The sequence below is a fragment of the Streptomyces californicus genome, assembly GCF_000717645.1.
Classification (GTDB): Bacteria; Actinomycetota; Actinomycetes; order Streptomycetales; family Streptomycetaceae; genus Streptomyces; species Streptomyces californicus.
In genome coordinates this window covers 80,619-106,400 of the sequence record NZ_JNZZ01000012.1, presented here as the reverse complement: position 1 = coordinate 106,400, position 25,782 = coordinate 80,619, and the positions used below count along the sequence as shown (strand labels likewise).

At 74.3% G+C, this 25,782-nt stretch carries 23 protein-coding genes; 13 read left to right on the top strand and 10 right to left on the bottom strand.

What is annotated here, in order from left to right:
- Positions 1-12: 12 nt before the first annotated feature.
- Positions 13-1,506, top strand: coding sequence for a trifunctional class I SAM-dependent methyltransferase/NUDIX hydrolase/VOC family protein (locus tag IF19_RS0117280; RefSeq protein ID WP_078580646.1), 1,494 nt, complete (start codon positions 13-15; stop codon positions 1,504-1,506).
- Positions 1,507-1,561: 55 nt separating this feature from the next.
- Here the strand turns inward: IF19_RS0117280 and IF19_RS0117275 are convergent, their stop codons facing one another.
- Positions 1,562-2,074 carry a ribonuclease FAU-1 family protein gene (locus IF19_RS0117275; protein ID WP_030114228.1) on the bottom strand — a complete coding sequence of 171 codons (513 nt, stop codon included), beginning with the start codon at positions 2,072-2,074 and terminating at the stop codon, positions 1,562-1,564.
- Entirely contained in the window at positions 2,055-2,975 is a 921-nt protein-coding gene (locus IF19_RS0117270) for a GNAT family N-acetyltransferase (protein ID WP_030114227.1), read from the bottom strand. The genes IF19_RS0117275 and IF19_RS0117270 overlap by 20 nt, the downstream gene beginning before the upstream one ends.
- A 69-nt stretch (positions 2,976-3,044) precedes the next feature.
- Here IF19_RS0117270 and IF19_RS0117265 point away from each other — a divergent pair, with 69 nt between their 5' ends.
- Positions 3,045-3,419 (top strand): GntR family transcriptional regulator, encoded by a 375-nt coding sequence (locus IF19_RS0117265; RefSeq protein WP_030114226.1) that lies wholly within the window; start codon positions 3,045-3,047, stop codon positions 3,417-3,419.
- Positions 3,420-3,594: 175 nt separating this feature from the next.
- Here IF19_RS0117265 and IF19_RS0117260 read toward each other — a convergent pair whose 3' ends face one another.
- Positions 3,595-4,698 (bottom strand): DUF5925 domain-containing protein, encoded by a 1,104-nt coding sequence (locus IF19_RS0117260; protein ID WP_030114225.1) that lies wholly within the window; start codon positions 4,696-4,698, stop codon positions 3,595-3,597.
- Positions 4,699-4,934: 236 nt separating this feature from the next.
- Here IF19_RS0117260 and IF19_RS0117255 point away from each other — a divergent pair, with 236 nt between their 5' ends.
- Together IF19_RS0117255 and IF19_RS0117250 are read left to right on the top strand one after the other, a co-directional pair.
- Positions 4,935-5,738, top strand: coding sequence for an SGNH/GDSL hydrolase family protein (locus tag IF19_RS0117255; protein WP_030114224.1), 804 nt, complete (start codon positions 4,935-4,937; stop codon positions 5,736-5,738).
- A 277-nt stretch (positions 5,739-6,015) separates the two neighbouring features.
- Positions 6,016-6,279 (top strand): hypothetical protein, encoded by a 264-nt coding sequence (locus tag IF19_RS0117250; protein ID WP_030192051.1) that lies wholly within the window; start codon positions 6,016-6,018, stop codon positions 6,277-6,279.
- 45 nt (positions 6,280-6,324) lie between these two features.
- Here the strand turns inward: IF19_RS0117250 and IF19_RS0117245 are convergent, their stop codons facing one another.
- The 4 genes from IF19_RS0117245 to hmgA form a co-directional block, all read right to left on the bottom strand.
- On the bottom strand, positions 6,325-7,521 hold the full coding sequence (locus tag IF19_RS0117245; RefSeq protein ID WP_030114222.1) for a CaiB/BaiF CoA transferase family protein: 1,197 nt from the start codon (positions 7,519-7,521) through the stop codon (positions 6,325-6,327).
- Positions 7,522-7,688: 167 nt separating this feature from the next.
- Positions 7,689-8,981, bottom strand: coding sequence for a type ISP restriction/modification enzyme (locus tag IF19_RS0117240; protein ID WP_030114221.1), 1,293 nt, complete (start codon positions 8,979-8,981; stop codon positions 7,689-7,691).
- Positions 8,982-9,050: 69 nt separating this feature from the next.
- Positions 9,051-9,959 (bottom strand): GntR family transcriptional regulator, encoded by a 909-nt coding sequence (locus tag IF19_RS0117235; protein ID WP_030120502.1) that lies wholly within the window; start codon positions 9,957-9,959, stop codon positions 9,051-9,053.
- 47 nt (positions 9,960-10,006) lie between these two features.
- Positions 10,007-11,326, bottom strand: a complete 1,320-nt coding sequence (gene hmgA / locus IF19_RS0117230; protein WP_030114219.1) for a homogentisate 1,2-dioxygenase — start codon at positions 11,324-11,326, stop codon at positions 10,007-10,009.
- A 121-nt stretch (positions 11,327-11,447) separates the two neighbouring features.
- Here hmgA and IF19_RS0117225 point away from each other — a divergent pair, with 121 nt between their 5' ends.
- From IF19_RS0117225 to IF19_RS0117200, 6 genes are all read left to right on the top strand, one after another.
- Entirely contained in the window at positions 11,448-13,586 is a 2,139-nt protein-coding gene (locus tag IF19_RS0117225; protein WP_078580643.1) for a right-handed parallel beta-helix repeat-containing protein, read from the top strand.
- Positions 13,583-14,443, top strand: a complete 861-nt coding sequence (locus IF19_RS0117220; RefSeq protein WP_030114216.1) for a cupredoxin domain-containing protein — start codon at positions 13,583-13,585, stop codon at positions 14,441-14,443. The genes IF19_RS0117225 and IF19_RS0117220 overlap by 4 nt, the downstream gene beginning before the upstream one ends.
- Positions 14,440-15,723: a hypothetical protein gene (locus tag IF19_RS0117215; protein ID WP_030114215.1), complete on the top strand. Its 1,284-nt coding sequence runs from the start codon at positions 14,440-14,442 to the stop codon at positions 15,721-15,723. Before IF19_RS0117220 ends, IF19_RS0117215 begins: the two co-directional genes overlap by 4 nt.
- Positions 15,724-15,769: 46 nt before the next feature.
- Complete coding sequence (locus IF19_RS0117210) at positions 15,770-16,390, top strand: TetR/AcrR family transcriptional regulator (protein ID WP_030114214.1); 621 nt, start codon at positions 15,770-15,772, stop codon at positions 16,388-16,390.
- 174 nt (positions 16,391-16,564) lie between these two features.
- The gene (locus IF19_RS0117205; RefSeq protein WP_030114213.1) at positions 16,565-17,989 is read left to right on the top strand and encodes a CitMHS family transporter; all 1,425 of its coding nucleotides are present in this window, start codon (positions 16,565-16,567) and stop codon (positions 17,987-17,989) included.
- Positions 17,989-19,317, top strand: coding sequence for an MFS transporter (locus IF19_RS0117200; RefSeq protein ID WP_050493823.1), 1,329 nt, complete (start codon positions 17,989-17,991; stop codon positions 19,315-19,317). Before IF19_RS0117205 ends, IF19_RS0117200 begins: the two co-directional genes overlap by 1 nt.
- On the opposite strand, the gene IF19_RS0117195 is transcribed toward IF19_RS0117200, so the two are convergent.
- Positions 19,283-19,789 carry a mycothiol transferase gene (locus tag IF19_RS0117195; protein WP_030276373.1) on the bottom strand — a complete coding sequence of 169 codons (507 nt, stop codon included), beginning with the start codon at positions 19,787-19,789 and terminating at the stop codon, positions 19,283-19,285. The genes IF19_RS0117200 and IF19_RS0117195 overlap by 35 nt on opposite strands.
- A gap of 433 nt (positions 19,790-20,222) precedes the next feature.
- Here IF19_RS0117195 and IF19_RS0117190 point away from each other — a divergent pair, with 433 nt between their 5' ends.
- Together IF19_RS0117190 and IF19_RS0117185 are read left to right on the top strand one after the other, a co-directional pair.
- On the top strand, positions 20,223-21,617 hold the full coding sequence (locus tag IF19_RS0117190; RefSeq protein ID WP_030114209.1) for an aldehyde dehydrogenase family protein: 1,395 nt from the start codon (positions 20,223-20,225) through the stop codon (positions 21,615-21,617).
- A 155-nt stretch (positions 21,618-21,772) separates the two neighbouring features.
- Positions 21,773-22,855, top strand: coding sequence for a Zn-dependent alcohol dehydrogenase (locus IF19_RS0117185; protein ID WP_030114208.1), 1,083 nt, complete (start codon positions 21,773-21,775; stop codon positions 22,853-22,855).
- A gap of 21 nt (positions 22,856-22,876) precedes the next feature.
- Here IF19_RS0117185 and IF19_RS0117180 read toward each other — a convergent pair whose 3' ends face one another.
- Entirely contained in the window at positions 22,877-23,845 is a 969-nt protein-coding gene (locus IF19_RS0117180; protein WP_030120505.1) for a DMT family transporter, read from the bottom strand.
- A 26-nt stretch (positions 23,846-23,871) separates the two neighbouring features.
- The gene (locus IF19_RS0117175) at positions 23,872-24,549 is read right to left on the bottom strand and encodes a TetR/AcrR family transcriptional regulator (protein ID WP_030114206.1); all 678 of its coding nucleotides are present in this window, start codon (positions 24,547-24,549) and stop codon (positions 23,872-23,874) included.
- 76 nt (positions 24,550-24,625) lie between these two features.
- On the opposite strand from IF19_RS0117175, the gene IF19_RS0117170 reads away from it, so the two are divergent.
- Positions 24,626-25,777, top strand: coding sequence for an acyl-CoA dehydrogenase family protein (locus tag IF19_RS0117170; protein ID WP_030114205.1), 1,152 nt, complete (start codon positions 24,626-24,628; stop codon positions 25,775-25,777).
- Positions 25,778-25,782: the final 5 nt, after the last annotated feature.

The window sequence follows — 25,782 nt, the reverse complement described above, 5'->3', positions numbered from 1 at the left end:
AGCATCGGCACCATGACCACGATCGACTGGGACGCGGCGGCACAGACCTTCGACCAGGAGCCCGACCACGGGCTCCTGGACCCGGCGGTGCGCGACGCCTGGGCCGGGCGGCTGGAGAGCTGGCTGCCCGCCACCCGCGGCGACGTGCTCGACCTCGGGTGCGGCACGGGCAGCCTCTCCCTGCTCGCCGCCGGCCAGGGCCACCGCGTCACGGCCGTCGACCGCTCGCCGCGCATGGCCGAGCTGGCCCGCGCCAAGCTCGCCGGGGCCGGGGCGGAAGTCCTCGTCGGGGACGCCGCCCGGCCCCCGGTCGGCGAGCGGTCGTTCGACGTCGTCCTCGCCCGGCACGTCGTCTGGCTCCTGCCCGACCCGGCGGCGGCCCTGGCGCACTGGTTCGGCCTGCTCAAGCCGGGCGGCCGCCTCGTCCTGATCGAAGGGGTGTGGGGCGGCGACGGCCTCTCCGCCACCGAGCTGACCGGACTGCTCCGCGCCCACACCGAGCGCGTCCACCACGAGGACCTGGCCCCCGACGCCCGGCTGTGGGGCAAGGAGGTCGACGACGAGCGGTACGCGCTGGTCGCCCGTGCGACGCCCCCGCACCGCCACACCGAGGTCGTCGACGTCCATCTGATCCTCCGCCGGGGCCCGGACGTCCTGCTCGCCCGCCGGGCCGGCACGGGCTACGCCGACGGGCTGCTCCACATGCCCTCCGGCCACGCGGAGGACGGCGAGGACGTCCGCGAGGCGATGATCCGGGAGGCCGCCGAGGAGATCGGTCTGCGCCTGGAGCCCGAGGAGTTGCGGGTGGCCCTCGTGATGCAGCACCGGGGGCCCGGCGGCGGCGCGCGCATGGGCTGGTTCTTCGTCGCGGAGTACGACCCGGCCCGCCCGCCGCGCAACGCCGAGCCGGAGAAGTGCTCCGAGCTGGGCTGGTTCCCGCTCGCCGCGTTGCCCGACGACATGGTCGCGTACTGCCGGGCGGGCCTGGACGGCTACCGGTCGGGCGAGCACTTCATGCTCCACTGGCACCGGGACGGGGAGCCGGTCGCGTACGTCCCCGGAGGCGCGGGGCGGGCCGTGGCGCTGCCCGCCGCCCGGGGGGCCGCCGGCCGGGTGCACCACATCGAACTGTGGGTGCCCGACCTCGCGGAGGCCGAGCGCGGCTGGGGCTGGCTGCTGGAGCGGCTCGGCCACGTCCCGTACCAGCACTGGGCGCACGGGCGGAGCTGGCGGCGCGGTGACACGTACGTCGTGCTGGAGCAGTCGCCCGACCTGGTGCCGGGCGGCCACGACCGCCGCCGCCCCGGGCTCAACCACCTGGCGTTCCACGCCGGGGACCGGGCCGCCCTCGACGCCCTGACGGCCGAGGCCCCGGCGTACGGCTGGCGGCTGCTGTTCCCCGACCGCCATCCGTACGCGGGCGGGGAGGGGCACCGTGCCGCCTATCTGGAGGACCCGGCGGGATACGAGGTCGAACTCGTCGCGGACCCCGGGTCGCCCGCCTGACGCGGGGCCGCCGGGAGGCCGCGGGCCCGACGCCCCCCGTGCGCCGGGTGACCCGTCAGGCCAGCAGGGCGGCCAGGCCCTCCGCACGGGCCAGGCGATCCAGCTCGTCCAGCGCGGCGACCGCCGCCCCGGCCGCAGCCGGATCCCGTCCGGCCAGGCCGCTGTCCGCGAACTCGTCCTCGTCCAGCCGCAGGACCGACGCCCCGTCGGCCGAGACCCACAGGTCCAGGTCCAGGTCCTCGACCGTCAGCACCCCGCCCGCCAGGACGGCGGGTCGGGCGATGTCGCAGTACCAGCCCTTGAGCACGCCGTCCCCGCCCCGGACCTCCTTCACCGCGAACCACCGGTCGCGCCAGTAGTGCTCGGTGAAGACGTCGCCCGGCTCGAACCGGACGAACCCGAAGTCCCGCACCCCGGGCGCCGCCCACGCCGCGCGGACCGTGACGCGGACCCCGTCGTCCCGGACCAGCTCCGCCGGGTACCGGATCTTGGTGCGGCCCGCCTTGGTCAGGGCCACCACCACCTCCCGCGCACCGGCGGGCGCGGGATCAGGGGAGAGCGCGGACATGGCGGACCTCCGTCGCGCAGACCTGGTAGCCGAACCACCGGTTGACGGCCAGCATCGGACCGTTGCCGGTGTCGTTGGACGTGTAGGCGTCCGTGTACCCGGCGGCCCGCGCCCGGTGCAGCGAGTCGTTCTTGGCGAGCTTGGCCAGACCCCGCCCCCGGAACGCCCGCAGGGTGCCGGTCATGGCGCTCAGATAGGTGTGCGCCCCGTCGGTGGTGGCCGCGCTGAACGCCGCCACCCTTCCGTCCACCAGCGCCACCGAGGTGAGCCCCTGGTCGAAGGCCGGATGCCCCCAGATGTTCGTCAGCCAGTCCTCGTAGTCGTCCAGCTCGGAGGTGATGTCGCCCGGCTCGTCCGCCGTCACCTCGGCGTCCGCCTCGAACAGCGCCCGGGGATCGTCCGCGAAGTCGGCCCCGGTCCGCAGCTCGACACCCGGCGGGAGATCCTGACGCGGCGGCAGAGCGCCGTCCGCGAGAGCCAGCCGCTGGAAGTGGGCCGAGCGCTTGGGCTCGTAGCCCCGCCTGCGGGCGAACGCCAGGCTCTCCGGGTCGTCCAGCACCCACGCGTACAGCACCGTGGCCCCGACGCCGGCCAGGTGCTCCTCCGCCGTGCGCAGCAGCAGCGAGCCCGCCCCGCGCCCGGTGCGGCCGGGGAGCGTCTGCGGGGTGAAGTACCCCTGACCCGGCTCCGGGCTGTCGTGGGCGATGCCGGCCTGGGCGGTGGCGATGATCTCGCCGTCCTCCTCGGCGACCAGCAGCCGGTAGTGCCGGTCCGGATGGGCGTGCGCCCGGTCGTGCAGGATCTGTTCGGGAGTGGCCACCATCCAGGGGACCGAGGCCCGGCGGACCCGGGTCCACTCCTCGGCGTCGGACGGCCGGAAGTCGCGCACGATCACAGTCATGCGGGGACCGTATGCGCGACGCCGCCGCGGACGCCTCCCCTTTTTCCCCGGGTGGGGGAGAATCGGGGCGTGACTGACATGATCGTCCTCGACCCGGACTCCGGCATCGCCCCGTACGAGCAACTCCGCGCCCGGCTCGCCGAACTGGCCCGGTCCGGAGCCCTGCCCGTCGGCCACCGGCTCCCGACCGTACGCGGCTTCGCCGAGGAGCTGGGGCTCGCCGCCAACACCGTCGCCAAGGCGTACCGCGCCCTGGAGGCGGACGGGGTGATCGAGACCCGGGGGCGCAACGGGACCTTCGTCGCCGCCGCCGGCGGGGCGGCCGAACAACGGGCCGCGGCCGCCGCCCGGTCGTACGCGGAGACCGCCGAGCGGCTCGGCCTCACCCGTGAACAGGCGCTGTCACTGGCCCAGGACGCCCTCCGGGCCGCGTACGGGGACTGACCCCCGCGCCGGGCCGCCGTCCCGGTCCCGCCGTCCGGCCCGCGCACCGGGCCGCGTACGGAGACCGGCCCACGCACCGGGCCGCGTACGGAGACCGGCCCACGCACCGGGCCGGGTACGGAGACCGGCCCACGCATCGGAACGCGTACGGGACCGGCCCCCGCGCCGCCCGGCGTCAGAGGTACAGCCCCGCGGTGGCGCTCGCGTCCTGGCGGGGCAGCGACGCCGGGCCGGCGCCCCGCCGCAGCGCGTACAGCTCGGCCAGGGAGTTGCCCTCCCGGCCCACCCCCTCGTCCGTGCCCAGCCAGGCCGCCGACTCCTCGCGGGTCAGCGGGCCGACCTCGATCCGGGCCAGGCAGCGGCCGGGCCGCACGACCGCCGGGTGCAGCCGCTCCAGGTCCTCGTTGGTGGTGACCCCCACCAGGACGTTGCGGCCCTGGCCCAGCAGGCCGTCCGTCAGGTTCAGCAGCCGGGACAGGGCCTGGCCCGCCGTGTGCTTGGCCTCGCCGCGGATCAGCTCGTCGCAGTCCTCCAGGAGCAGCAGCCGCCACCGGCCCTCCTCCGTGCCGTCGTCCTCGCCGATCGCGATGTTCATCAGGTAGCCGACGTCGTTGAAGAGCCGCTCGGGGTCCAGTACGCAGTCGACCTGGCACCAGTCGCGCCAGGCCCGGGCCAGGGTGCGCAGCGCGGACGTCTTGCCGGTGCCGGGCGGACCGTGCAGCAGGAGCAGCCGGCCGGCGACGTCGTCCGGGGTCACCTTCATCAGCCGGTCGAGGGCGCCGGCCACCGGGGCGGTGTAGTCGGGACGGGCCTCCTCCCAGCTCCGGGCGCTGATCCGGCGGGTCGTGCGGTGCGGCCCGCGGTTCGGCGAGACGTACCAGAAGCCCATCGTCACGTCCTCGGGCTGGGGCTCCGGTTCGTCCTTCGCGCCGTCCGTGGCCAGGGCGAGGACCTCCGCCGCGAGGTCCGGGGTGGTCGCGATGACGGTCACGTCCGCGTTCCGGCTCCAGCGGGAGGCCAGCAGGGTCCAGCCCTCGCCCTCCGCGAGCGTCGCGCTGCGGTCGTCGCCGCCGGCGTTCCGCAGCACGGTGGCGCCCGGCGGCAGCAGCGTCGCCCCGGCCTTCACCCGGTCGATGGAGGTGTTCCGCGCGTACGGCTGCTCGCCGTTGGCGAAGCGCCCGAGGAAGAGCGCGTCGACGACGTCGGACGGCGAGTCGCCGTCGTCGAGGGTGAGCCGGATCGGCAGAGCGGAGGCGAAGGAGTCGGGCATGGCGCTCATGATCCGCCACGGGTCCGCTCCGTGCACCCGGGTTTCGCGGGGTCCGGCGGACCGACCGGACCCGAGCTCCCGGGCTGAGGAGGCGACAGGGGCGCGCGGCGGAGCGTCCGTTGAACTCCCGGGGGCCGACAGAAGCACACCGGTCATATTTTTGGCATGGACACTACCGGTCGGGCGAGTCCGCTGCTACTACGGAGTAAGCAGACACCCCCTGCTCAAGGAGTCCAAGGAGTTCCATGAAAATGTCCAGACTCGTGGCGTTCTCGTCCTCCCTCCTGCTCGGCGCCGCCCTCGCCCTCACCGGCGTCGGGGTCGCGAACGCCGATTCCTCCGCCGCCGCCGTCGACTACGTGGCCCTCGGGGACTCGTACTCCTCCGGCGTCGGAGCCGGCGCTTACGACGGTTCCGACTGCAAGCGCAGCAGCCGCGCGTACCCCGCGCTCTGGGCCGCCGCCAACTCCCCGTCCTCGTTCGCCTTCGCCGCCTGCTCCGGCGCCCGGACCGGCGACGTCACGAGCGGTCAGCTCGGCAAGCTGAACGCCTCGACCGACCTCGTGTCGATCTCCATCGGCGGCAACGACGCGGGCTTCGCCGACGTGATGACCACGTGTGTCCTGCAGTCCGAGGCCACCTGCCTCAACCGGATCGCCACCGCCCGCTCCTACGTCGACTCCACCCTGCCGGGCCGGCTCGACTCGGTGTACTCGGCCATCCGCTCCAAGGCCCCCTCCGCGCGCGTCGTCGTCCTCGGCTACCCCCGCTTCTACCAGCTGGGCGGCGGCTGCATCGCCGGCCTGAGCGAGAAGGAGCGCTCCGCCATCAACGCGGCCTCCGACCACCTCAACACCGCCACCGCCAAGCGGGCCGCGGACCACGGCTTCGCCTTCGGCGACGTCAGGACGACCTTCGCCGGACACGAGATCTGCTCGAACAGCTCCTGGCTGCACAGCGTGAACTGGCTGAACATCGGCGAGTCCTACCACCCCACCGCCGCCGGGCAGTCGGGCGGCTACCTCCCGGTCTTCAAGTCGGCCGCCTGACAGGCGCGTTCCGTGCTCCGTCCTCCCCGGGCGGGATGCCACGCCCGGGGAGGCGACCCGCCCGTCGAGGCCGGGGAGAGGTGCGCCGTCGGCTGAGAGCCCCCGGCCAAAACCGGCGAACCGCCCCAAGTCGCCCTGGAATCGCGTGGATTCGGTAACGGGCCGTCAACCTCCGTATGTGTGTGCGCAATCCTGTGGCCGGGATACACGGGTGTCCCCGGGGAACGATAGGGTTAACCTGCCCGGACCGGGTGCCCTCGTACGGGTGGGGAGTGACATGGAACAGATAACGGTGCGGAGCAGGCCGCGTGTGCCTGCCATCACGTGTGGGACCGGCGCGACCAGCAGGCGCCTCGACCGCCATCTCGCGGTGCTCGGCGGCCCTGTCGTCCCGCAGCGCGAAGCGGCCGAGGCGACGCTGCTGATGCGCGAGCTGACCTCGCGCGACGTCGCGCACAGCCGCCGGAGCAGGAGCGCGCGCGTCTCGCTCTTCGCGCCGCTGCGGCGACTGCGGCGCTCGCTCTTCGGCAGCCGCCACTGACCCACCGCACGGCATCGCCCGGACCGCCCCTCCGCTCGGGACGGCTCAGGCGATCACCCCGTCCCGGCGCAGCACCGATGTCTGCTCGTCCGTCATCCCCAGGGCTCGCAGCAGCGCATCGGTGTGCTCACCCAGCGCCGGTACGGCGCCCATACGCGCCTCCGCGCTTCCCGGCAGCGTGATCGGCGGCAGCAGCGCCCGCAGCGGCCCCACCGGCGAACCCACCTCCCGCCACCGGTCCCGCGCCGCGAGCTGCGGATGCGCCGCCACATCGGCCACCGTGTTCAGCCGGGCGCAGGCGATGCCCGCCGCCTCCAGCCGGGCCAGCGCCTCACCGCCCGTCAGGGCCGCCAGGGCCCGGGCCACCGTCGCGTCGGTCCGCTCCCGGTTCGCGGTCCGCGCCGCGTTCGTCGCGAAGTCCGGATCGTCGGCCAACTCGGGCCGGAAGAGCACCTGTTCGGCCAGCCGCCGCCACTCCCGGTCGTTCTGCACGGAGAGCAGCACCTGCTCGCCGTCGGCCGTCGCGTAGGCGTCGTACGGAGCGATCACCGAGTGCGCGAGTCCGGTACGCGCCGGGGGAGGCGAACCGTGCATGCCCTGGTGGAGCGGGTGGCCCATCCACTCGGCCAGCGCGTCGAGCATGGAGACCTCCACCGGGCCGCCCCGCCCGGTCGTCGCCCGCCGCAGAAGGGCCGCCAGCACCCCGGAGAAGGCGTACATGGCCGCCGCGATGTCCGCCGCCGGAATCCCCGCCTTCACCGGCTGCGCCGCCGTCCCCGTCACCGAGACCAGACCGGCCTCGCACTGCACGAGCATGTCGTAGGCCCGCTTGTGCGCGTACGGCCCGCCCGCCCCGTACCCGGAGATGTCCACCGCCACCAGGCGCGGATGGGCCGCGCAGAGCGAGGCGGCGTCGAGCCCGAGCCGGGCGGCCGCCCCCTGGGCCAGATTCTGTACGAACACATCGGCCCCGGCCACCAGTTCACGGACGATCGCGAGGCCGCGCGGGTCCTTGAGATCGACGGCCAGGGACTCCTTGCCGCGGTTGCACCAGACGAAGTGCGAGGCGAGGCCGCGTGCCGCCGTGTCGTAGCCGCGCGCGAAGTCGCCGCCGTCCGGGCGCTCCACCTTGACGACCCGGGCGCCGAGATCGGCGAGCTGGCGGGTGGCGAAGGGGGCGGCGACCGCCTGCTCGACGGCCACCACGGTGACGCCTTCGAGAGGGAGAGGGGTGGTGTTCATGCCCCGTGCATACCCTCCGACCGGCCCTTTCGTCACCCCTCCCCGGCCCGGCCCGGCGGGGCGTACGGCGGCACGAGCCGCGACAGCGCGGTGGACGCCCGGCCGGTGGCAGCCGCGACAGTACGGCGGGGTGCCGCGCCGGCGTGGGAGCCCGGCCCGGCCGCTCGTCACAGCAGCGCGAACTGCCCGTCCGGGCCCTCCTCCTGGTGTCCGAGCACCGACGCGGGCCGCCGCGACCGGGCAGGGGCCGGGAGCACCCCCGTCGACCGCAGCTCGGCGGGCCCGATCAGCGGGCCCGCGTCCAGCCGGGCCGCCAGTTCCTTCCGGCGCTCCGCCGCGCCGTCCACGAGGGCGAGCACGGTGATGAGTTCGAGCAGCTCCGACGTCCACTCCCGGGTCCAGCCGCGCGCACCGACCGCGTCCAGGCCGTCCGGGACCTCCCCGTCCGTCCGCAGCCCCGCCGCCGCGGCGGCCCGGAGCCGGAACCACCGCTCCAGCACCCGCACCCCGCCCGCCGTGAACTCCCAGGCCGCCGCGGGCACCGGCGCGATCCGGCCCTCGCCTGCCGTCAGCGCCTCGTCACCGGCGTCGTATGACAGCTCGCCGGGCCGGGCGGGCAGCGCCGCCCGCACATAGGGTCTGCGCCCGCCCGGCAGCCGGGGCCGCTCGCCGTCCCGCCCCCCGCGCGTCTGGAGCCACGTCAGCTCACGGCCGAGCGCCACCCCCGCCGCCCACACCTCGCCGTCGCCCGGCAGCGGGACGAGGGGCCCGGCGGGAGAGGGACGGGCGGCCGCCAGGAACCAGGCCAGCACGGCCTCCGGGGTGAACGCGTCCGGATCCGCCCCGCCGCCGAGCCGCCCGCGCAGCAGCTCCGGAAGTCCCGGCGCGAGGTTGGCCTCCGTACCGCCGGGCCTGCGGAAGAGCGGCCTGATCCGGCCGGGCCGCCCGGCGGGGGAGTACCCGTCGGGCAGCAGCGCGGTCACCGACAGGGCGGGCCCGGAGTCCTCGGGGACCGCGCCGTGCTCGACCGCGAAGAGCTGCCGCCCGTCGGCGACCCGCCACAGCTCCGGACGGGCCGCGTCGATCAGCCGGTGGTCGGGCAGCAGCCACTGTTCGTCGTACGGGCCGTGCAGGACGCGTACGGGGTCGGGGCAGGGGCCGGGCGCGCGGGCGAACCGGGCGGTACCGGTGGAGTGGCCGGGCAGCGCGGCGACCGAGGTGTGCGGCGTACGGGACCGGGTGGGCGCGAACAGCCGCTCCCGCTCCTCGGCTCCGGCGGCGGCGAGGCGCTCCCAACGGGCCCGCAGCGCCGCCGGGTCGGGCCCGCTCACCCAGGTGCGGCCGGGCCTCAGCGGCCGTACGGACCAGGGCATCAGCTCGTCGAGCGGGCAGAACGCGTCGAGCGGCGAGGACTCCGTGTCCCCGCCGGGCGCGGCTGCCGCCGTCCTGCGCGCTGCCACCGAGCCGTCCTCCCCTGTCCGCCGTGACCCATCGCATCGTAACGGCGGTCGGCGGCCCCGCGGGCGGGGTCAGTGGGCCTCCACCGTCACGGAGAAGGCGAACCGGTCGCCCCGGTAGCGGATCCGGGCCACGTCCACGACCTGCCCGTCCTCGTCGTACGTCACGCCCGTGTAGTGCAGGATCGGGCTGAGCAGGGGGACCTGGAGCAGTTCGGCGGTGACGGGGTCGGCGAGCCGGGCCTCCACCGTGTCGGTGATCCGGGAGATCCGCACCCCGACGACGTCGCGCAGCACCTTGGTCATCGGCCAGCGTTCGAGGTCGGCCACGTCGATGCGGGCGGCGATCTCGGGGAGCACCGCGTTCTCCGCCCAGTTGGTGGGCTCGTCGCTGCCGCCGTCGCGGCGCAGCCGCCGGAAGCAGGCGACTTCGGCGCGCCGGGGGAAGAACTCCGCGAGATCGCCCGGCACCGGCACGGTGCCGTGGTCGAGCACGGTCGTGGCCTCCCCGGACTGCTGCGCCACGATCGCGTCCACCGAGCCCAGCAGCCGGACCGGGGAGACCCGCCGGGCACGCGGCTCGATGAACGTGCCGCGCCGCCGGTGCCGGCTGATCAGCCCCTCCGTCTCCAGCTCCTTGAGGGCCTGGCGCATCGTGAGCACGCTGACCCCGTAGTGGGCGGCGAGCTGCTCCTCGGTGGGCAGCCGGGCGGGGGAGCCCTGCGGGCGGCCGAGTATGGAGGCGCGCAGGGACTGGGAGACCTGGTACCAGAGCGGCAGCTTCCGGTTCAGGACCAGGGAGTCGGGGGCGAAGGCGGGCGGGGCGGAGGCGGGCGGGCCCGGCACGGGGTCCGCCGGTGCGGCCGTGTCCGCCGCACCCGCCCCGGCGTCCGGGGCCGCGGTCACGGCCTCCGCCCCGGCGCCGGCGGCTTCTTCGGGCTCCCCGCCGTCCGCCCCGGCCTGTCCGCGGCTCATCGTCACGTCGTCCCCGTCCCCGTCCGGTCCCGTCCCTGGGCCCTTCCGGCCGTCTACGGCCGGAAGGCGCGGGTCAGACCCTGCCACACGTCGTCGTACCCGCGCTGCAGATGGCCGGCCGAGGCCGCCTGCGCGGTCGCGGTGACCGGCCAGCGGGTCTCGAACATGAAGGCCAGCCCGTCGTCGATCTTCTGCGGCTTCAGCTCCGCCGCGCTCGCCCGGTCGAACGTCTCCCGGTCCGGCCCGTGCGCCGACATCATGTTGTGCAGGGAGCCGCCGCCGGGCACGAAGCCGTCCGCCTTCGCGTCGTACGCCCCGTCGATCAGCCCCATGTACTCGCTCATCACGTTGCGGTGGAAGTACGGCGGGCGGAAGGTGTCCTCGCCGACCAGCCAGCGCGGCGCGAAGACGACGAAGTCGACCCCGGCCAGTCCCGGGGTGTCGGACGGCGAGGTCAGCACGGTGAAGATGGACGGGTCGGGGTGGTCGTAGCTGATCGTCCCGATCACGTTGAACCGGTGCAGGTCGTAGACGTACGGGGTGTGGTTGCCGTGCCAGGCCACCACGTCCAGCGGCGAGTGGTCGTACGTGGCCGTCCAGAGGTTCCCGCAGAACTTGTTGACCACCTCCACCGGGCCCTCGCGGTCCTCGTACGCGGCGACGGGGGCGAGGAAGTCCCGGGCGTTGGCCAGGCCGTTGGCGCCGATCGGGCCGAGGTCGGGCAGCTCGAACGGGCGGCCGTAGTTCTCGCAGACGTACCCGCGCGCGGTCTCCTCCAGCAGCTCCACCCGGAAGCGGACGCCGCGCGGGATCAGCGCGACGTGGCCCGGCTCGGCGCGCAGCAGGCCCAGCTCGGTGCGGAGCAGCAGCCCGCCGCGCTCCGGGACGATCAGCAGCTCGCCGTCGGAGTCGCTGAACACCCGGTCCGTCATGGAGGTGTTCGCGTGGTAGAGGTGGATCGCCATACCGGCGCGCTGGGTGGCGTCGCCGTTGCCGCCGAGCGTCCACAGACCGCTCAGGAAGTCCGTGCCGGGCGCGGGGTCGGGCAGCGGGTTCCAGCGGAGCCGGTTCGGGTCCGGCACGGTCTCGGTGAACGGCGCGGAGCGCAGCCCCCCGTTGTCGGTGCGCGTGAACGCCGGGTGGGCCGCCGAGGGGCGGATGCGGTAGAGCCAGGAACGGCGGTTGTCCGCGCGCGGTTCGGTGAACGCGGAACCGCTCAGCTGCTCCGCGTAGAGCCCGAGCGGGGCGCGCTGCGGGGAGTTGCGGCCGTGCGGCAGCGCCCCCGCCACCGCCTCCGAGCTGTGCTGATTGCCGAAACCGGCGGAGTGGTCGAGCCCCTCCGCGGTCTTCCTCGCCTGCTCGATGCCGCTCATCCGCGCTCCCGGTGCCGAAGGAATCCTATGGGCAACAGTAGGAATCGAATCGGGGCGCGTCAACGGCATTCGTCGCGCACAGGGGGTTCCAGAAGATGAACAATGCTCTACTCTCTCGCACATGTCGTGGACACGAAGACTTCTGGTGGTCCTGGCGGCGCTCGCGGCCGCCCTCCTCGCGGCCCCCACAGCACAGGCGCACGAAGAACGTCCGGTCGAACTGCCCGACGGAACCGGAAGCGTTCCCGTGCACCGCACGGGCGAACCCGATCTGCTGGTGTGCAAGGGCGACCGGGCGGACTTCGAGCGCCGGGTGGCGGCCTTCCCGGCCCGGCTGCGCGACCGGAACCTGGAACTCTTCGACCGGTGCCTGGAGTCCGGCTTCCGCCATCTGCAACAGGCGGTCGACGCGGTCGACAGGCCCGGCATGAACATCGCGGTCCTGCCCGGCCTGTACGAGGAGGAGCCCTCGCTGCCCGAACCGGCGGGGGAGTGCGCCCGGCTGAAGGCCCCGGACTCCCAGCTGGGCTACCAGATCCTGTCGTACGCCCAGCAGGAGCGGTGCCCGCACAACCAGAACCTGGTGGCGATCCTCGGCAAGAAGAACCTCCAGATCGAGGGCACCGGCGCCGAGCGCACGGACGTGGTGATCGACGCCAAGTACCGGAAGCTCAACGCGATCCGCGCGGACCGATCCGACGGCGTCTACTTCAAGAACTTCACCGCCCAGCGCACCACCTTCAACTCCCTGTACGTCCTGGCGCAGGACGGCTTCGTCATCGACGACGTCCTCACCCGGTGGAACGACGAGTACGGCTTCCTGACCTTCGCGAGCGACCACGGGCTGTACAAGAACTGCGAGTCGTACGGCAACGGCGACTCCGGCATCTACCCCGGCAGCGCCTCGAACATCAACGACGGCTACGGCTACGACGTACCGCGCTACTCCATCGAGATCACCGGCTGCCGCAGCCACCACAACATGGTCGGCTACTCGGGCACGGCCGGCGACTCCGTCTACGTCCACGACAACGAGTTCGACCACAACATGGGCGGCGCCTCGATGGACAGCGCCTTCCCCGGCCACCCCGGCCTGCCGCAGAACCACGCCCGCTTCGAGCGCAACCTGATCCACGACAACAACGCCGACTACTACCGGTACGTCGCCGACGGCACCTGCGCCAAACCGCCCGTGGAACGGGGCTACGAGGACGGCGTGGTCTGCCCGCAGATCTCCATGCCGCCCGGCTCCGGCATCATCACCGCGGGCGGCAACTGGAACCTGTACGAGAACAACTGGATCTACGGGCACCGGCGCACCGCCTTCTACCTGTCCGCCGTCCCCGCCTTCATCCGGGGCGAGGACGCGCTGTCCAAGCAGGCCGACACCTCCCACCACAACCGGTACGCGGACAACCACCTCGGCAAGGACCGGGCGGGCAACTCCCGGCCCAACGGCGCCGACGTCTGGTGGGACGGCCAGGGCGGGGGCAACTGCTGGCAGGCGGACACCGGGGCGTCGTCCCCGCGCACCCTGCCCACCTGCGGGGCCGAGCGCGGCACCGTGTCCGGCGGCAGCGACCGGCTCGTCGGCGAACCGGTCAAGCTGGCCCAGTTGATGGTCTGCGCCGACTACAACGTGCAGGCGCGGCGGCTGCCGGCGGGCTGCGACTGGTACGGCGCGCGGGGCATCGAGCGCGTCGAGACGCAGGCGACGCTGGCGATCTCCGTGGTGCTCGCGCTGGTCGGCGGGGTGCTGTGGTGGCGCAGGCTGCGGGGCAGCCGGTCCGCCACCGTCGTCACGGCGCTGGGGGCGATCGGCCTCGTGCTGGACGTCGCCGGTTCGACGACGGGGCTCGCCTCCTCCTACGTGCCCGCACTGGCCCTGCTGCTGACCGGGGTGTGGTGGACCGGGATCGGGCTCGTGCTGCGGCGCGGACGGCCGTGGCTGGGGTGGACCACGGTGGTGCTGGGCGCGCTCACGCTGCTGGACGCCCTCGACAAGGCGGTGTTCATGATCCCGTGGATCCCGCTCGGCCCGGCCTGGGTGCGCGGACTCCTCGGCGTGGTCTGGGTGGTGTGGGCTGTGATCGCCACCGCCCGGCACGGCGGACGGGGCGAGGACACCGGGACCCCGGAGACCGCTCCGGCGCCGGAGGCACCGACGGCACCGGAGGCACAGACAGCGCCGACGGCATCGGCGACGGCGACCGAGCGGGCCGCGAAGGCGCCGCGGACCTCGGAAGGGGACGGAGCATGAGGCGTCTTCGCAGGCGGCCGGGGGCCGCCCGGCCGGTCGTCACGGCCGTCACCGTGCTCACCGCTGCCGCCCTCGTGTTCGGGGCGAGCGCCTGCGGCGGGCGGGCCACCACCCATCACAAGCCCGGCACCAGCCACGAGCAGGCCGACGGGGACACCGGCCGGCTGCTCACCACCGACGACGGCTCGGGCAACCGGCTGCGCGAGGTCGACGCCGAGGGCGCCCCCGCCGTGACGGTCGCCGTGCGGCGGGACTCCGAGGACGGGTGGAACGTCCAACTCTCCGTGCGGAACTTCAGGTTCACCCCGGACAGCGTGGGCGGCGCCGCCCTCCTCGGGCGCGGCCACGCCCGGCTGTTCCTCGACGGCCGCCCGCTCGCCCGCGTCTACGGCTCCTGGTACCACCTGCCCGACTCCCTCGTCCGCGGCGCGGGCGGCGGCACCGGCCTCACCGCCGGGCTCTACGCCGACGACCACACCGCCTGGGCCGTGAACGGCGCCCCCGTCCGGGCCGGCGCCTCCCTCGTCGCCTCCTCCGCGAAGCCGGCCCCGGGCACGGCCCGTTCCGGACAACCCCGCTCCGAGGAGCCCCGGCCCGACACGGTCCTGGAGATCACCGTCTCCGGTGGCAAGGTCAGCCCCGCCCCCGGCCGCACCGAGGTCGAGAAGGGCGGGACCGTACGGCTGCGGGTCCGCAGCGACCGCGACGACGAACTCCACGTCCACGGCTACGACAAGGCGGCCCGGCTGCCCGCGGGCCGCACCGCCACCCTGACCTTCACCGCCGACCGCGGCGGGCTCTTCGAGGTCGAGACGCACGGGTCCGGACTGCTCCTGACCCAACTCGTCGTACGGTGACCGCCCTCGCCCACGGCATCGGCTCCCAGCACGACCTGCCGCTGTCCCCCTTCTACGCCTTCGCCGGAGCCTTCACCGCGCTCTTCGTCTCCTTCCTCGCGCTCGGCCTGCTCTGGTCCGCCTCGCGGTTCTGCGGCGACCGGGCGGGCCGTCCGGTCCCGGCCGCCGTCCAGCGCCTCGCCGACGCCCGGCCCACCCGTACCGCCCTGCGCGCCCTGGGGCTCGCCGCCGGGCTGTTCGTCGTGCTCCACCTGCTCCTCGGACCGGATGACCCGGAGCGCAACCCGGCTCCCGGCGCCGTGTACGTGCTCCTCTGGGTCGGGCTGGTACCCGTCTCGCTCCTCCTCGGCCCCGTCTGGCGGCTGGTCAACCCGCTGCGCACCGTCCACCTCGCCGCCTGCCGGCTGCTCCGCCGCGACCCGGGGGAGGGGCGCCCCCTGCCCGCCCGGCTCGGGCTGTGGCCCGCCGCGGCCGGGCTCCTCGCCTTCACCTGGCTCGAACTCGTCGCCCCCGACCCCGCGTCGGCCACCACCCTGCTGCTCTTCCTCACCCTGCACGCCGCCGTCCAGCTCGCGGGCGCCGCGCGCCACGGCGCCGGATGGTTCGACCACGCGGACGCCTTCGAGGTCTACTCCGGCCTGCTCGCCCGGCTCTCCCCGCTCGGCCGCCGCCCCGCCGACGGCCGGCTCGTACTCCGTTCCCCCTTCAACGGCCTCGACGCCACTCCGCAGTCGCCCGGGCTCGTCGCCACCGTCTGCGTCATGCTCGGCTCCACCGCCTACGACGGCTTCTCCGACTCCCCCTCCTGGATCACCACCGTCCAGACCTCGCCCCTGGGCCGCACCGCCGCGGCCACGCTCGGCCTGCTGGCCGCCGTTGCCCTCGTCGCCACCCTCTACGCCCTGTGCTCCGGGGCCGTCCGGCTGATATCCGGCCGGATCCGCCACCCGCTCCCTTCCTTCGCGCACGCGCTCGTCCCGATCGCCCTCGGCTACCTCGTCGCCCACTACTTCACGCTCTTCGTCACCGAGGGGCCGCGCACCGTCCTGATGGCGTTCGGCGCCGACGACCCCGCCCCGCCCGATCCGCTCCTGGGACCCGGCGGCGTCGCCACGCTCCAGGTCCTCGCGATCGTCCTCGGCCACGTGCTCGGCGTCGTCGCCGCCCACGACCGGTCCGTACGCCTCTTCCCGCCCGGCCGCGCCGTCGCGGGGCAGCTCCCGCTGCTGATTCTGATGATCACCTACACCGTCGGAGGGCTTTCGCTGCTCATCGTGTGAGCATCGACGGTGGTCGGCCACCCGTCGCAGAGGAGACCACGGCATCATGGAGCCCGTGTCCCACGTCAACACGAACCTCCGTCGCGCCCCCGTGCAGCAGCGCAGCGCCGAACGCCTCGCCCGGATACTCGACGCCTGCGCCGAACTCCTCGACGAGACCGGCTACGAGCAGTTGTCCACCCGGGCGGTGGCTGCGCGCGCCGAAGTGCCCATCGGCTCCGTCTACCGCTTCTTCTCCAACAAGCGCGCGCTGACCGACGCGCTGGCCCGGCGCAACCTGGACAGCTTCGCCGAACGCGTCACCGGCCGCCTGACCGCCATCCCCACCACCGACTGGCGCAGCGCCATCGACGCCGTCCTGGACGAGTACCTCGCCATGAAGCGCTCCATGGCCGGTTTCGCCCTGGTCGACTTCGGCGTGCCGGCCCCCGTCGACGACCCCGCCGACGACGCCAACCGCCGGGTCGCCGGCCGGCTCGCCGAACTGCTCTCCGGGTACTTCGGCCGGGCCCCCGAGGAGGAGCGGCTCCGCGCCGTCCTGGTCTGCGTCGAGACCGCCGACGCCGTCCTCAGGCTCGCGTTCCGCAGTGACCCGGAGGGCGATCCGGACATCATCACCGAGACCCGCCACCTGCTGCGGGCCTACCTGGCGCGGCTCCTGGACTGACCCGCATGAGCGGGGCCGGACCGCACCCGGCGAGTGAGCACCGCGTTGACCTGGTGTTTTGCTCGTATTGCTCACGCGTCAACGTCTTGTTAACGCTGTGAGGCGGCCCCTAACGTCGTCCGGACCGACCGCCGAGACCGGTGGGAGTTCAACGATGAACGTTAGGTATCCCCCATGCTGACCATCCTCGGCTTCGCCATGATCGCGACCTTCCTGGTCCTGATCATGACGAAGAAGATGTCGCCGATCGCGGCGCTGGTACTGATCCCCGCACTGTTCTGTGTCGCCGTCGGGCAGGGCGCGCGACTCGGCGACTACGTCATCGAAGGCGTCGGCAACCTCGCCCCCACCGCCGCCATGCTGATGTTCGCCATCGTCTACTTCGGCGTGATGATCGACGTCGGCCTGTTCGACCCGGTGGTCCGGGGCATCCTGCGGTTCTGCAAGGCCGACCCGATGCGGATCGTCGTCGGCACGGCGGTCCTGGCCGCGATCGTCTCGCTGGACGGCGACGGCTCGACCACCTTCATGATCACTGTCTCGGCGATGTATCCGCTCTACAAACGGCTGAAGATGAGCCTGGTCGTGATGACCGGTGTCGCGGCCACCGCCAACGGCGTCATGAACACCCTGCCCTGGGGCGGTCCCACCGCCCGCGCCGCCACCGCCCTCAAGCTGGACGCCTCCGAGATCTTCGTGCCGATGATCCCGGCGCTGGCCATGGGCCTCCTCGCCGTCTTCGTGCTGGCGTACGTCCTGGGCCGCCGGGAACGCAAACGGCTGGGCATGCTCACCCTCGACGAGGCGCTGGTCCGGGACGCCGAGCCGGAGACCGTGACGGTCGGCGCCGGAGGGGGCGGCGGCGACCGTCTGCGCAAGAGCCCTGCCGGCGGTGGCGCGGCGAGCACGGAGGAGACCGCCGGGGACCGGGACGCGGACGGCGCCGACGACGAGGAGTTCCAGGGCCTCGACCCGAACCGGCCGACGCTCCGCCCGAAGCTCTACTGGTTCAACGCCGGGCTCACCGCCGCCCTCCTGACGGCGATGATCATGGAACTCATGCCGATCCCGGTGCTCTTCCTCCTCGGCGCCGCCCTCGCGCTCACCGTCAACTTCCCCCACATGCCCGACCAGCGGGCCAGGATCGCCGCCCACGCCGACAACGTTTTGAACGTCTCCGGCATGGTCTTCGCCGCGGCCGTCTTCACCGGCGTCCTCACCGGCACCGGCATGGTCGAGCACATGGCCGACTGGGTCGTCGGCGCGGTCCCCGACGCGATGGGCCCCCACATGGCCGTCGTCACCGGCCTGCTGAGCCTGCCGCTCACCTACTTCATGTCCAACGACGGCTTCTACTTCGGGGTCCTCCCGGTCCTCGCCGAGGCGGGCGCGGCCCACGGGGTCTCGCCGCTGGAGATCGCCCGCGCCTCCCTGGCCGGCCAGGCCCTGCACATGTCCTCGCCGCTGGTGCCCGCCGTGTACGTCCTCGTCGGCATGGCGAAGGTCGAGTTCGGCGACCACACCCGCTTCACCGTCAAGTGGGCCGTGCTCACCTCGCTGGTGGTGCTCGCGGCAGGCGTCCTCTTCGGCATCATGTGATGGCCCGCCGACCGCGATCCGGGCCCGGCAGGGGCTGGCTGCTGCGCCTCGTCATCGCCTTCGCCTTCGCGCAGGGGGCGGTGTCGATGGCGCGGCCCGCCGTCTCCTACCGGGCCCTCGCGCTCGGTGCGGACGAAGCGGCCGTCGGCGTCATCGCCGGGGTGTACGCCCTGCTCCCGCTGTTCGCCGCCGTCCCGCTCGGCCGCCGCACCGACCACGGCCGCTGCGCGCCCCTGCTGCCGCTCGGCGTCCTGCTGATCTCCGGCGGCTGCGCGCTCAGCGGCCTCGTCTCCTCGCTGCCCGCGATGGCCGCCTGGAGCGGGGTGATGGGCCTCGGACACCTGTGCTTCGTGATCGGCGCGCAGTCGATCGTGGCCCGGCAGTCCGCCCCCGACCAACAGGACCGCGACTTCGGGCACTTCACCATCGGCGCCTCGCTCGGGCAACTCGTCGGCCCGGTCGCGGCGGGCGCGCTGATCTCCGGTCAGGGCGGCGCCCTCGGCCGGACGAGCGCACTCGCCCTCCTCGTCTCGGCCGGGGTCTGCGCCCTCGCCCTCACCTCCCTCTGGCGCATCGAGCACCGCCGCACCGCAGACGCCCGGCCGCGCGCCGCCGGAAAGGTCCCGGTCCGCACGATCCTGGGCGCGCGCGGCGTCCCCGCGGGCATCCTCATCAGCATGGCGGTGCTCTCCGCCACCGACATCCTCACCGCCTATCTGCCGGTCGTCGGCGAGCACCGCTCCATCGCGCCCGCCACCGTGGGGCTGCTGCTGAGCCTGCGGGCCGCCGCCACGATCGCCTGCCGGCTGGTGATGACGCCGCTGCTGCGCCTGCTGGGCCGCCGGGCGCTGCTGACCGGCAGCTGTCTGATCGCCGGACTGCTCTGCGCGGCCGTCGCGCTGCCCGTTCCCGTACCCGTGCTCGCCGCCGTGCTGGCCGTGCTCGGGTTCTGCCTCGGCGTCGGCCAGCCGCTGTCCATGACCACGGTCGTCCGCGCCGCCCCCGACGCTGCGCGCTCCACCGCGCTGGCCCTCCGGCTGACCGGCAACCGGCTCGGCCAGGTCGCGGCCCCCGCCGGGGCGGGGCTGATCGCGGGCGCGGTGGGGGTGGCGGCCCCGTTCGTCCTGCTCGGGGCGGGGCTGATCGGCGCGGCGGGGCTCGGCCTGCGCGGAGAGGGGCGTACGCGGCCGGCGCCCGAGCCCGTGGGGCCGGGGGTCGACCGCGCGCCCGCGGGGCCGGATGCGGAGTGCCCGGGTGGCGGGCGGTCGCCCGGGCCGCCGGGCGGCGGGGCCGTCAGCGGCCGGTCGAACCGTCGATCAGCTCCCTGAGGATGTCCGCGTGACCGGCGTGCCGGCCGGTCTCCTCGATCAGGTGCGTCAGGGCCCAACGGGCGCTCGGGGACGGCTTCGAGGACCGCCCGTCCCCAGGGAGGGCCACCGGCGCGCCGAGGTCGGTGCACCCGTCGAGCACCGCGTTCGCCTCCGCGACCGCCTCCCGGTAGCGGGCCACGACAACGGCTGCCCCCACCTCGGCCGGGGCGTGGAAGGTCGCCTGCCAGTCGGCCACCCGCTCGCCCAGGAAGGTGGCCCGCTCGACGTGGGTCAGATGGTGGAGCAGGCCGAGCAGGCTGGTGCCCGAAGGGACCTGGGCGGTACGGGCCGGCGCGTCCGGCGCGCCCTCGACCTTGGCGGCGACCGAGCCCCGCAGGTAGTCGAGGAACCCGCGCAGCACCTCCGCCTCGCTGCCGCCGGTCCGGGGCGGCGGGGTGTCACGGCGTCGGGATCCGGGTGCGGCGGTCATGGTGGCTCCTCGGCTGGGGGTCGGCAGCGGCGGGTCGGTCGGCAATGGCGGGTCGGTCGGCAGCGGCGCGGCGGGAGCGAGAGCCCGGAGGCGGTGGACCGCGAGCGGCGTGGGCCCGGCTCGGCCCGGCACGCCCCCGTCGCGGATCCGGCCGCGCCCGCCTCGGTCCAGTCTCGCCCCGCCGCCCACCACCGGGGCAAGCCGTCATGCCGTTCCGGCAAGTCCCGCCCCGGCGAGGGTGATCGGACCCGGTTCGCGGGTGGCCGCACCGGGAAGCGGGTAGAGGCCCTCGGGCGTACGCGCCCGACGTGACCGGCGTCTCGGAAGGCTCCCTGGCGCCGGAAAACTAACGGCGCTAGTTTGGGCGGGTGCGACGTGCGCCCGCGCCGCACGGCTTCGGCGCTCCGCACAGCACGTCCGGGAGGAATCAGCCATGAGGGCCCATGACGAGATGTACATCGACGGCGCGTGGCGGCCCGCCGCCGGGCGGGACACGATCGCGGTCGTGAACCCGGCCGACGAACGGGTCATCGCCCGGGTCCCCGCGGGCACGGCCGAGGACGTGGACGCGGCGGTACGGGCCGCGCGCGCCGCCTTCCCCGCGTGGGCCGCGACCCCGCCCGCCGAGCGCGCCGCCCGGCTCACCGCCCTCGCCGACGCGCTGGCCGCCCGCAAGGACACGCTGGCCGAGACGATCACGGCCGAGCTGGGCTCGCCGCTGCCGCTGTCGCAGATGGTCCACGCGGGCGTCCCCGTGCTGGTCGCCGCCTCGTACGCCGAACTGGCCGCCCGGTACGCCTTCGAGGAGCGGATCGGCAACTCCACCGTTCTCCTGGAGCCGGTCGGCGTGGTCGGCGCGATCACCCCCTGGAACTACCCGCTCCACCAGATCGTCGCCAAGGTCGCCCCCGCGCTCGCCGCCGGCTGCACCGTCGTCCTCAAGCCCGCCGAGGACACCCCGCTCACGGCCCAGCTCTTCGCCGAGGCCACCGAGGCGGCCGGACTGCCGCCGGGGGTCTTCAACCTGGTCACCGGCCTCGGCCCGGTCGCGGGGCAGGCGCTCGCCGAGCACGAGGGCGTCGACCTGGTCTCGTTCACCGGATCCACCGCCGTGGGCAAGCGGATCGGCGCCATCGCCGGCGCGGCCGTCAAGCGGGTCGCGCTCGAACTGGGCGGCAAGTCCGCCAACGTGATCCTGCCCGGCGCGGACCTCGCCAAGGCGGTCAACGTCGGCATCGCCAACGTGATGACCAACTCCGGCCAGACGTGCAGCGCCTGGACCCGGATGCTGGTGGACGCCGAGCGGTACGACGAGGCCGTCGAGCTGGCGGCGAACGCCGTCACCAAGTACGTGGTGGGGGAGCGGGTCGGACCGCTCGTCAACGCCGCGCAGCAGGCCCGGGTGCGCGGCTACATCGCCCGGGGCGTCGAGGAGGGCGCCCGGCTGATCGCGGGCGGCCCGGACGCGCCCCTGGAGACCGGCTTCTACGTCAGCCCGACCGTCTTCGCCGACGTCACCCCGGACATGACGATCGCCCAGGAGGAGATCTTCGGCCCGGTGGTCTCGATCCTGCGGTACGAGGACGTGGACGACGCCCTGCGGATCGCCAACGACACCGTGTACGGGCTCGCCGGGGCCGTGTGGGCCGCGGACGACGAGGAGGCGGTGGCGTTCGCCCGCCGGATGGACACCGGCCAGGTCGACATCAACGGCGGCCGGTTCAACCCGCTGGCCCCGTTCGGCGGTTACAAGCAGTCGGGGGTCGGCCGCGAACTGGGGCCGCACGGCCTGGCGGAGTACCTCCAGACCAAGTCGCTCCAGTTCTGACCCCGTTCACCCCGTACGGGCGGGCCCCCGGGCGCGCCCGTACTCCCCTCCGTACGCCCCGGGCCGCCGGCGCACCACCGGGCGCCCCGCCCGCGACCGTACCGCCGTACCGCCCCTGTCCGTCCAGCCGTTCGAAGAGTCCTGGGAGTCTGCTCGTGGTCCGCGCTGCCGTCCTGCCCGCCGTCGGAGCTCCGCTGGAGATCACCGACATCGTCCTGCCGGAGCCCGGCCCCGGCCAGGTGCGCGTCGCGCTCGCCGCCGCCGGGGTCTGCCACTCCGACCTGTCCCTGTCCGACGGCACCATGCGCGTCCCGGTGCCCGCCGTCCTCGGCCATGAGGGCGCCGGTACGGTCCTGGCGGTCGGCGAGGGCGTCACCCACGTCGCGCCCGGCGACGGCGTGGTCCTCAACTGGGCCCCCTCCTGCGGGTCCTGCTTCCACTGCGGGATCGGCGAGGTCTGGCTCTGCGCCGACGCCCTCAAGGGCGCCGCCCGCCTCCACGCCCGTACGGCGGACGGCACCGGCCTCCACCCCGGGCTGAACGTCGCGGCCTTCGCGGAGGAGACCGTCGTCGCCGCCAACTGCGTGCTGCCCGCCCCCGACGGCATCCCGCTCACCGACGCCGCCCTCCTCGGCTGCGCGGTCCTCACCGGCTACGGGGCCGTCCACCACAGCGCCCGGCTCCGCGCGGGGGAGAGCGTCGTCGTCTTCGGGGTCGGCGGCGTCGGCCTCGCCGTGCTCCAGGCCGCCCGGATCGCCGGGGCGTCCCGGATCATCGCGGTCGACGTCTCACCGGCCAAGGAGGAGCTGGCCCGGCAGGCCGGGGCGACCGACTACCTGATCGCCTCCGCCACCACCCCGCGCGAGATCCGGAAGCTCACCGGCGGCCAAGGCACGGACGTCGCCGTCGAGTGCGTCGGCCGGCCCGCGACCATCCGGGCCGCCTGGGAGTCCACGCGGCGCGGCGGGCGCACGACGGTCGTCGGCATCGGCGGCAAGGACCAGGAGGTCACCTTCAACGCCCTGGAGATCTTCCACTGGGGCCGGTCCCTGACGGGCTGCGTCTACGGCAACAGCGACCCGGCGCGCGATCTGCCCGTCCTCGCCGACCACATCCGCGCGGGCCGCTTCGACCTGTCGATGATGGTCACCGAGCGCATCGGCCTGGACGGCATCCCCGCCGCCTTCGACAACATGATCGCGGGCAAGGGGGGCCGGGCCCTCGTCGTCTTCCCGTGACGCGGGGCGGTGTCCGGCGCCTCAGGAACCCTCCGGGCGGGCGGCCGCCTCCGCCGGGGCCGGGGCGGCCGCCCCGCCCCCGGTCCCGCCGCGTGCGCGGCTCCGGGAGACCGCCACCCCGGCCAGGCAGAGCACGCCGCCCAGGACGCCGAGCGGCGTCGGCACCTCGTCCAGCAGCACCCACGCCATCAGCACGACGATGGCCGGGACCGCGTACGTCGTCGCGCCCATCCGGCCCGCGGTGGTCCGCGCCAGCGCGTAGCCCCAGGTGGTGAAGGCGAGCGCGGTGGGGAAGACGCCCAGGTAGACCATGTTCAGGGTGGCCGGGAGCGGGGCGTCGGCGGCCTCGGAGACCAGCACCCCGGTGAACGGCAGGCAGGCCACGGCCCCGATCAGGCAGCCGAACGTGTTGATCTGGAGCGAGGAGCCGTGCTCCAGGGCCGGCTTCTGGCTCACCACGCCCGCCGCGTACGCCACCGCCGCCAGGACGCAGAGCACCACGCCCAGCACCGACGAGGAACCGTGCCCGGACATCCCGAGCCCGACGACCACCGCGCCCGCGAACGAGACGCCCATACCGGTCAGCAGCCGGCGCGGCAGCCCCTCACCGAGCATCCTGGCCCCCAGCAGCGCCATCAGGATCGGCCCGATGTTCACCAGCATGGCGGCCGTCCCCGCGTCGACCTCCTGCTCACCCCAGTTCAGGGCCACCATGTACAGCCCGAACCACAGCACGCCCGAGGTGACGATCCCCGGCCAGGCGCCCCGCCGGGGCAGCCCCTCCCGGCGGACGAGCAGGATCGCTCCGAGCACCAGAGCGCCCGTCGCCAGCCGCCCCAGGGCCAGCGCGCCGGGGGAGTACGCCTCGCCCGCGCTGCGGATGGAGACGAAGGCGGAGGCCCACAGCACGACGGTGGTGCAGGCGGCCGCCACCGCGCGCCGGCGCTGGGAGGGCGGTGAGACGGGGAGCGGCGTCGGGGTCGTCGTCATGCCCACGACCGTAGAGCCGCATCGCTTCATCCCCCACCGAATTGTCGATCCCCGTCAATCGGCGTCCGCGCGTACTGCTCGTACTGGAGCGCCAGCCCGTCCAGCAGCGCTCGCAGCCCCGTCTCGAACGCCCCCTCGTCGACCTGGCGGCGGTGGTCCGCCAGCCGGTGGGCCTGGCCGAGGTGCGGGTAGTCGGCGGGGTCGTAGGCGGTCTCGTCGTCGACGAACCCCCCGGCGAAGGAGCCCAGCGCCGAACCGGTGATGAAGTACCGCATCAGCGCCCCGATCCGGGTGGCCTGCGCGGGCGGCCAGCCCGCGCCCGTCATCGCCCCGAACACCGCGTCCGCCACCCGCAGCCCCGCCGGCCGCCGCCGGGGGCCCCGGGCCAGCACCGGGACGATGTGCGGGTGCGCGGCGAGCGCGGCCCGGTACGACAGCGCCCAGTCGTGGAGGGCCGCACGCCAGTCACGGGGGTCCGACGGCTCGAACATCGACAGGTCGACCTGGGCGGAGACCGCGTCGGCGACCGCGTCGAGGATCTCCTCCTTGTTGCGGAAGTGGTTGTAGAGCGAGGGCCCGCTCACCCCCAGGACGGCCGCCAGACGGCGGGTCGAGACGGCGTCGAGGCCCTCGGAGTCCACGAGCGCGCTCGCCGCGCCGACGATGCGGTCTCTGCTGAGGAGGGGCTTGCGCGGTCGGGCCATGCGGCTCATAGTAGGCCCTGGAAACCAGAAACTAGCAGTGCTAATTAAGTGATCGTGGGAAGCGGGGTGGCGCACGATGGACCTGGCGCTCAGCGAGGAGCAGGAAGCCGTCCGGAAGCTGGCCGAGGACTTCGTCGCGCGCGAGGTCGCCCCGCACGTCGTGGACTGGGACCGCGCCGAGGACGTCGACCGCTCGATCGTGCGGAAGCTCGGCGATGTGGGCTTCCTCGGCCTCACCGTCCCCGAGGAGTACGGCGGCTCCGGCGGCGACCACCTGTCGTACTGCCTGGTCACCGAGGAGCTGGGTCGCGGCGACTCCTCGGTGCGCGGCATCGTCTCCGTATCGCTCGGGCTGGTCGCCAAGACCGTCGCGGCCTGGGGGAGCGAGGAGCAGAAGCGGGCGTGGCTGCCCCGGCTGACGTCGGGCGAGGCGATCGGCTGCTTCGGACTCACCGAGCCCGGCACCGGTTCGGACGCCGGGAACCTCGCCACCCGGGCCGTCCGCGACGGCGGCGACTACGTGGTCAACGGCGCCAAGACGTTCATCACCAACGGCACCTGGGCCGACGTCGTCCTGCTCTTCGCACGTACCGGGGAGGCCCCCGGCCACCGGGGCGTCTCCGCCTTCCTCGTCCCCGCCGACACCCCCGGCCTCACCCGCCGCACCATCCACGGCAAGCTCGGCCTGCGCGGCCAGGCCACCGCCGAACTGGTCCTCGAAGACGTCCGGATACCCGCGTCCGCCCTCCTCGGCCCCGCGGGCAAGGGGTTCTCGATCGCCATGTCCGCCCTGGCCAAGGGGCGGATGTCGGTCGCGGCGGGCTGTGTCGGCATCGCCCAGGCGGCGCTGGACGCGGCCGTGCGGTACGCGGGCGAGCGCGAGCAGTTCGGCAAGGCCATCGCCGGCCACCAGCTCGTCCAGGAACTGCTCAGCGACATCGCCGTGGACGTGGACGCCGCCCGGCTGCTGACCTGGCGGGTCGCCGACCTGATCGACCGGGGCCGGGAGTTCGCCACCGCCGCCTCCCAGGCCAAGCTGTTCGCCTCCGAGGCCGCCGTCCGCTGCGCCAACAACGCCATCCAGGTCTTCGGCGGCTACGGCTACATCGACGAGTACCCGGTCGGCAAGCTGCTGCGGGACGCCCGGGTCATGACGCTCTACGAGGGCACCAGCCAGATCCAGAAGCTGATCATCGGCCGCGCGCTGACCGGCGTCTCCGCCTTCTGACCCGC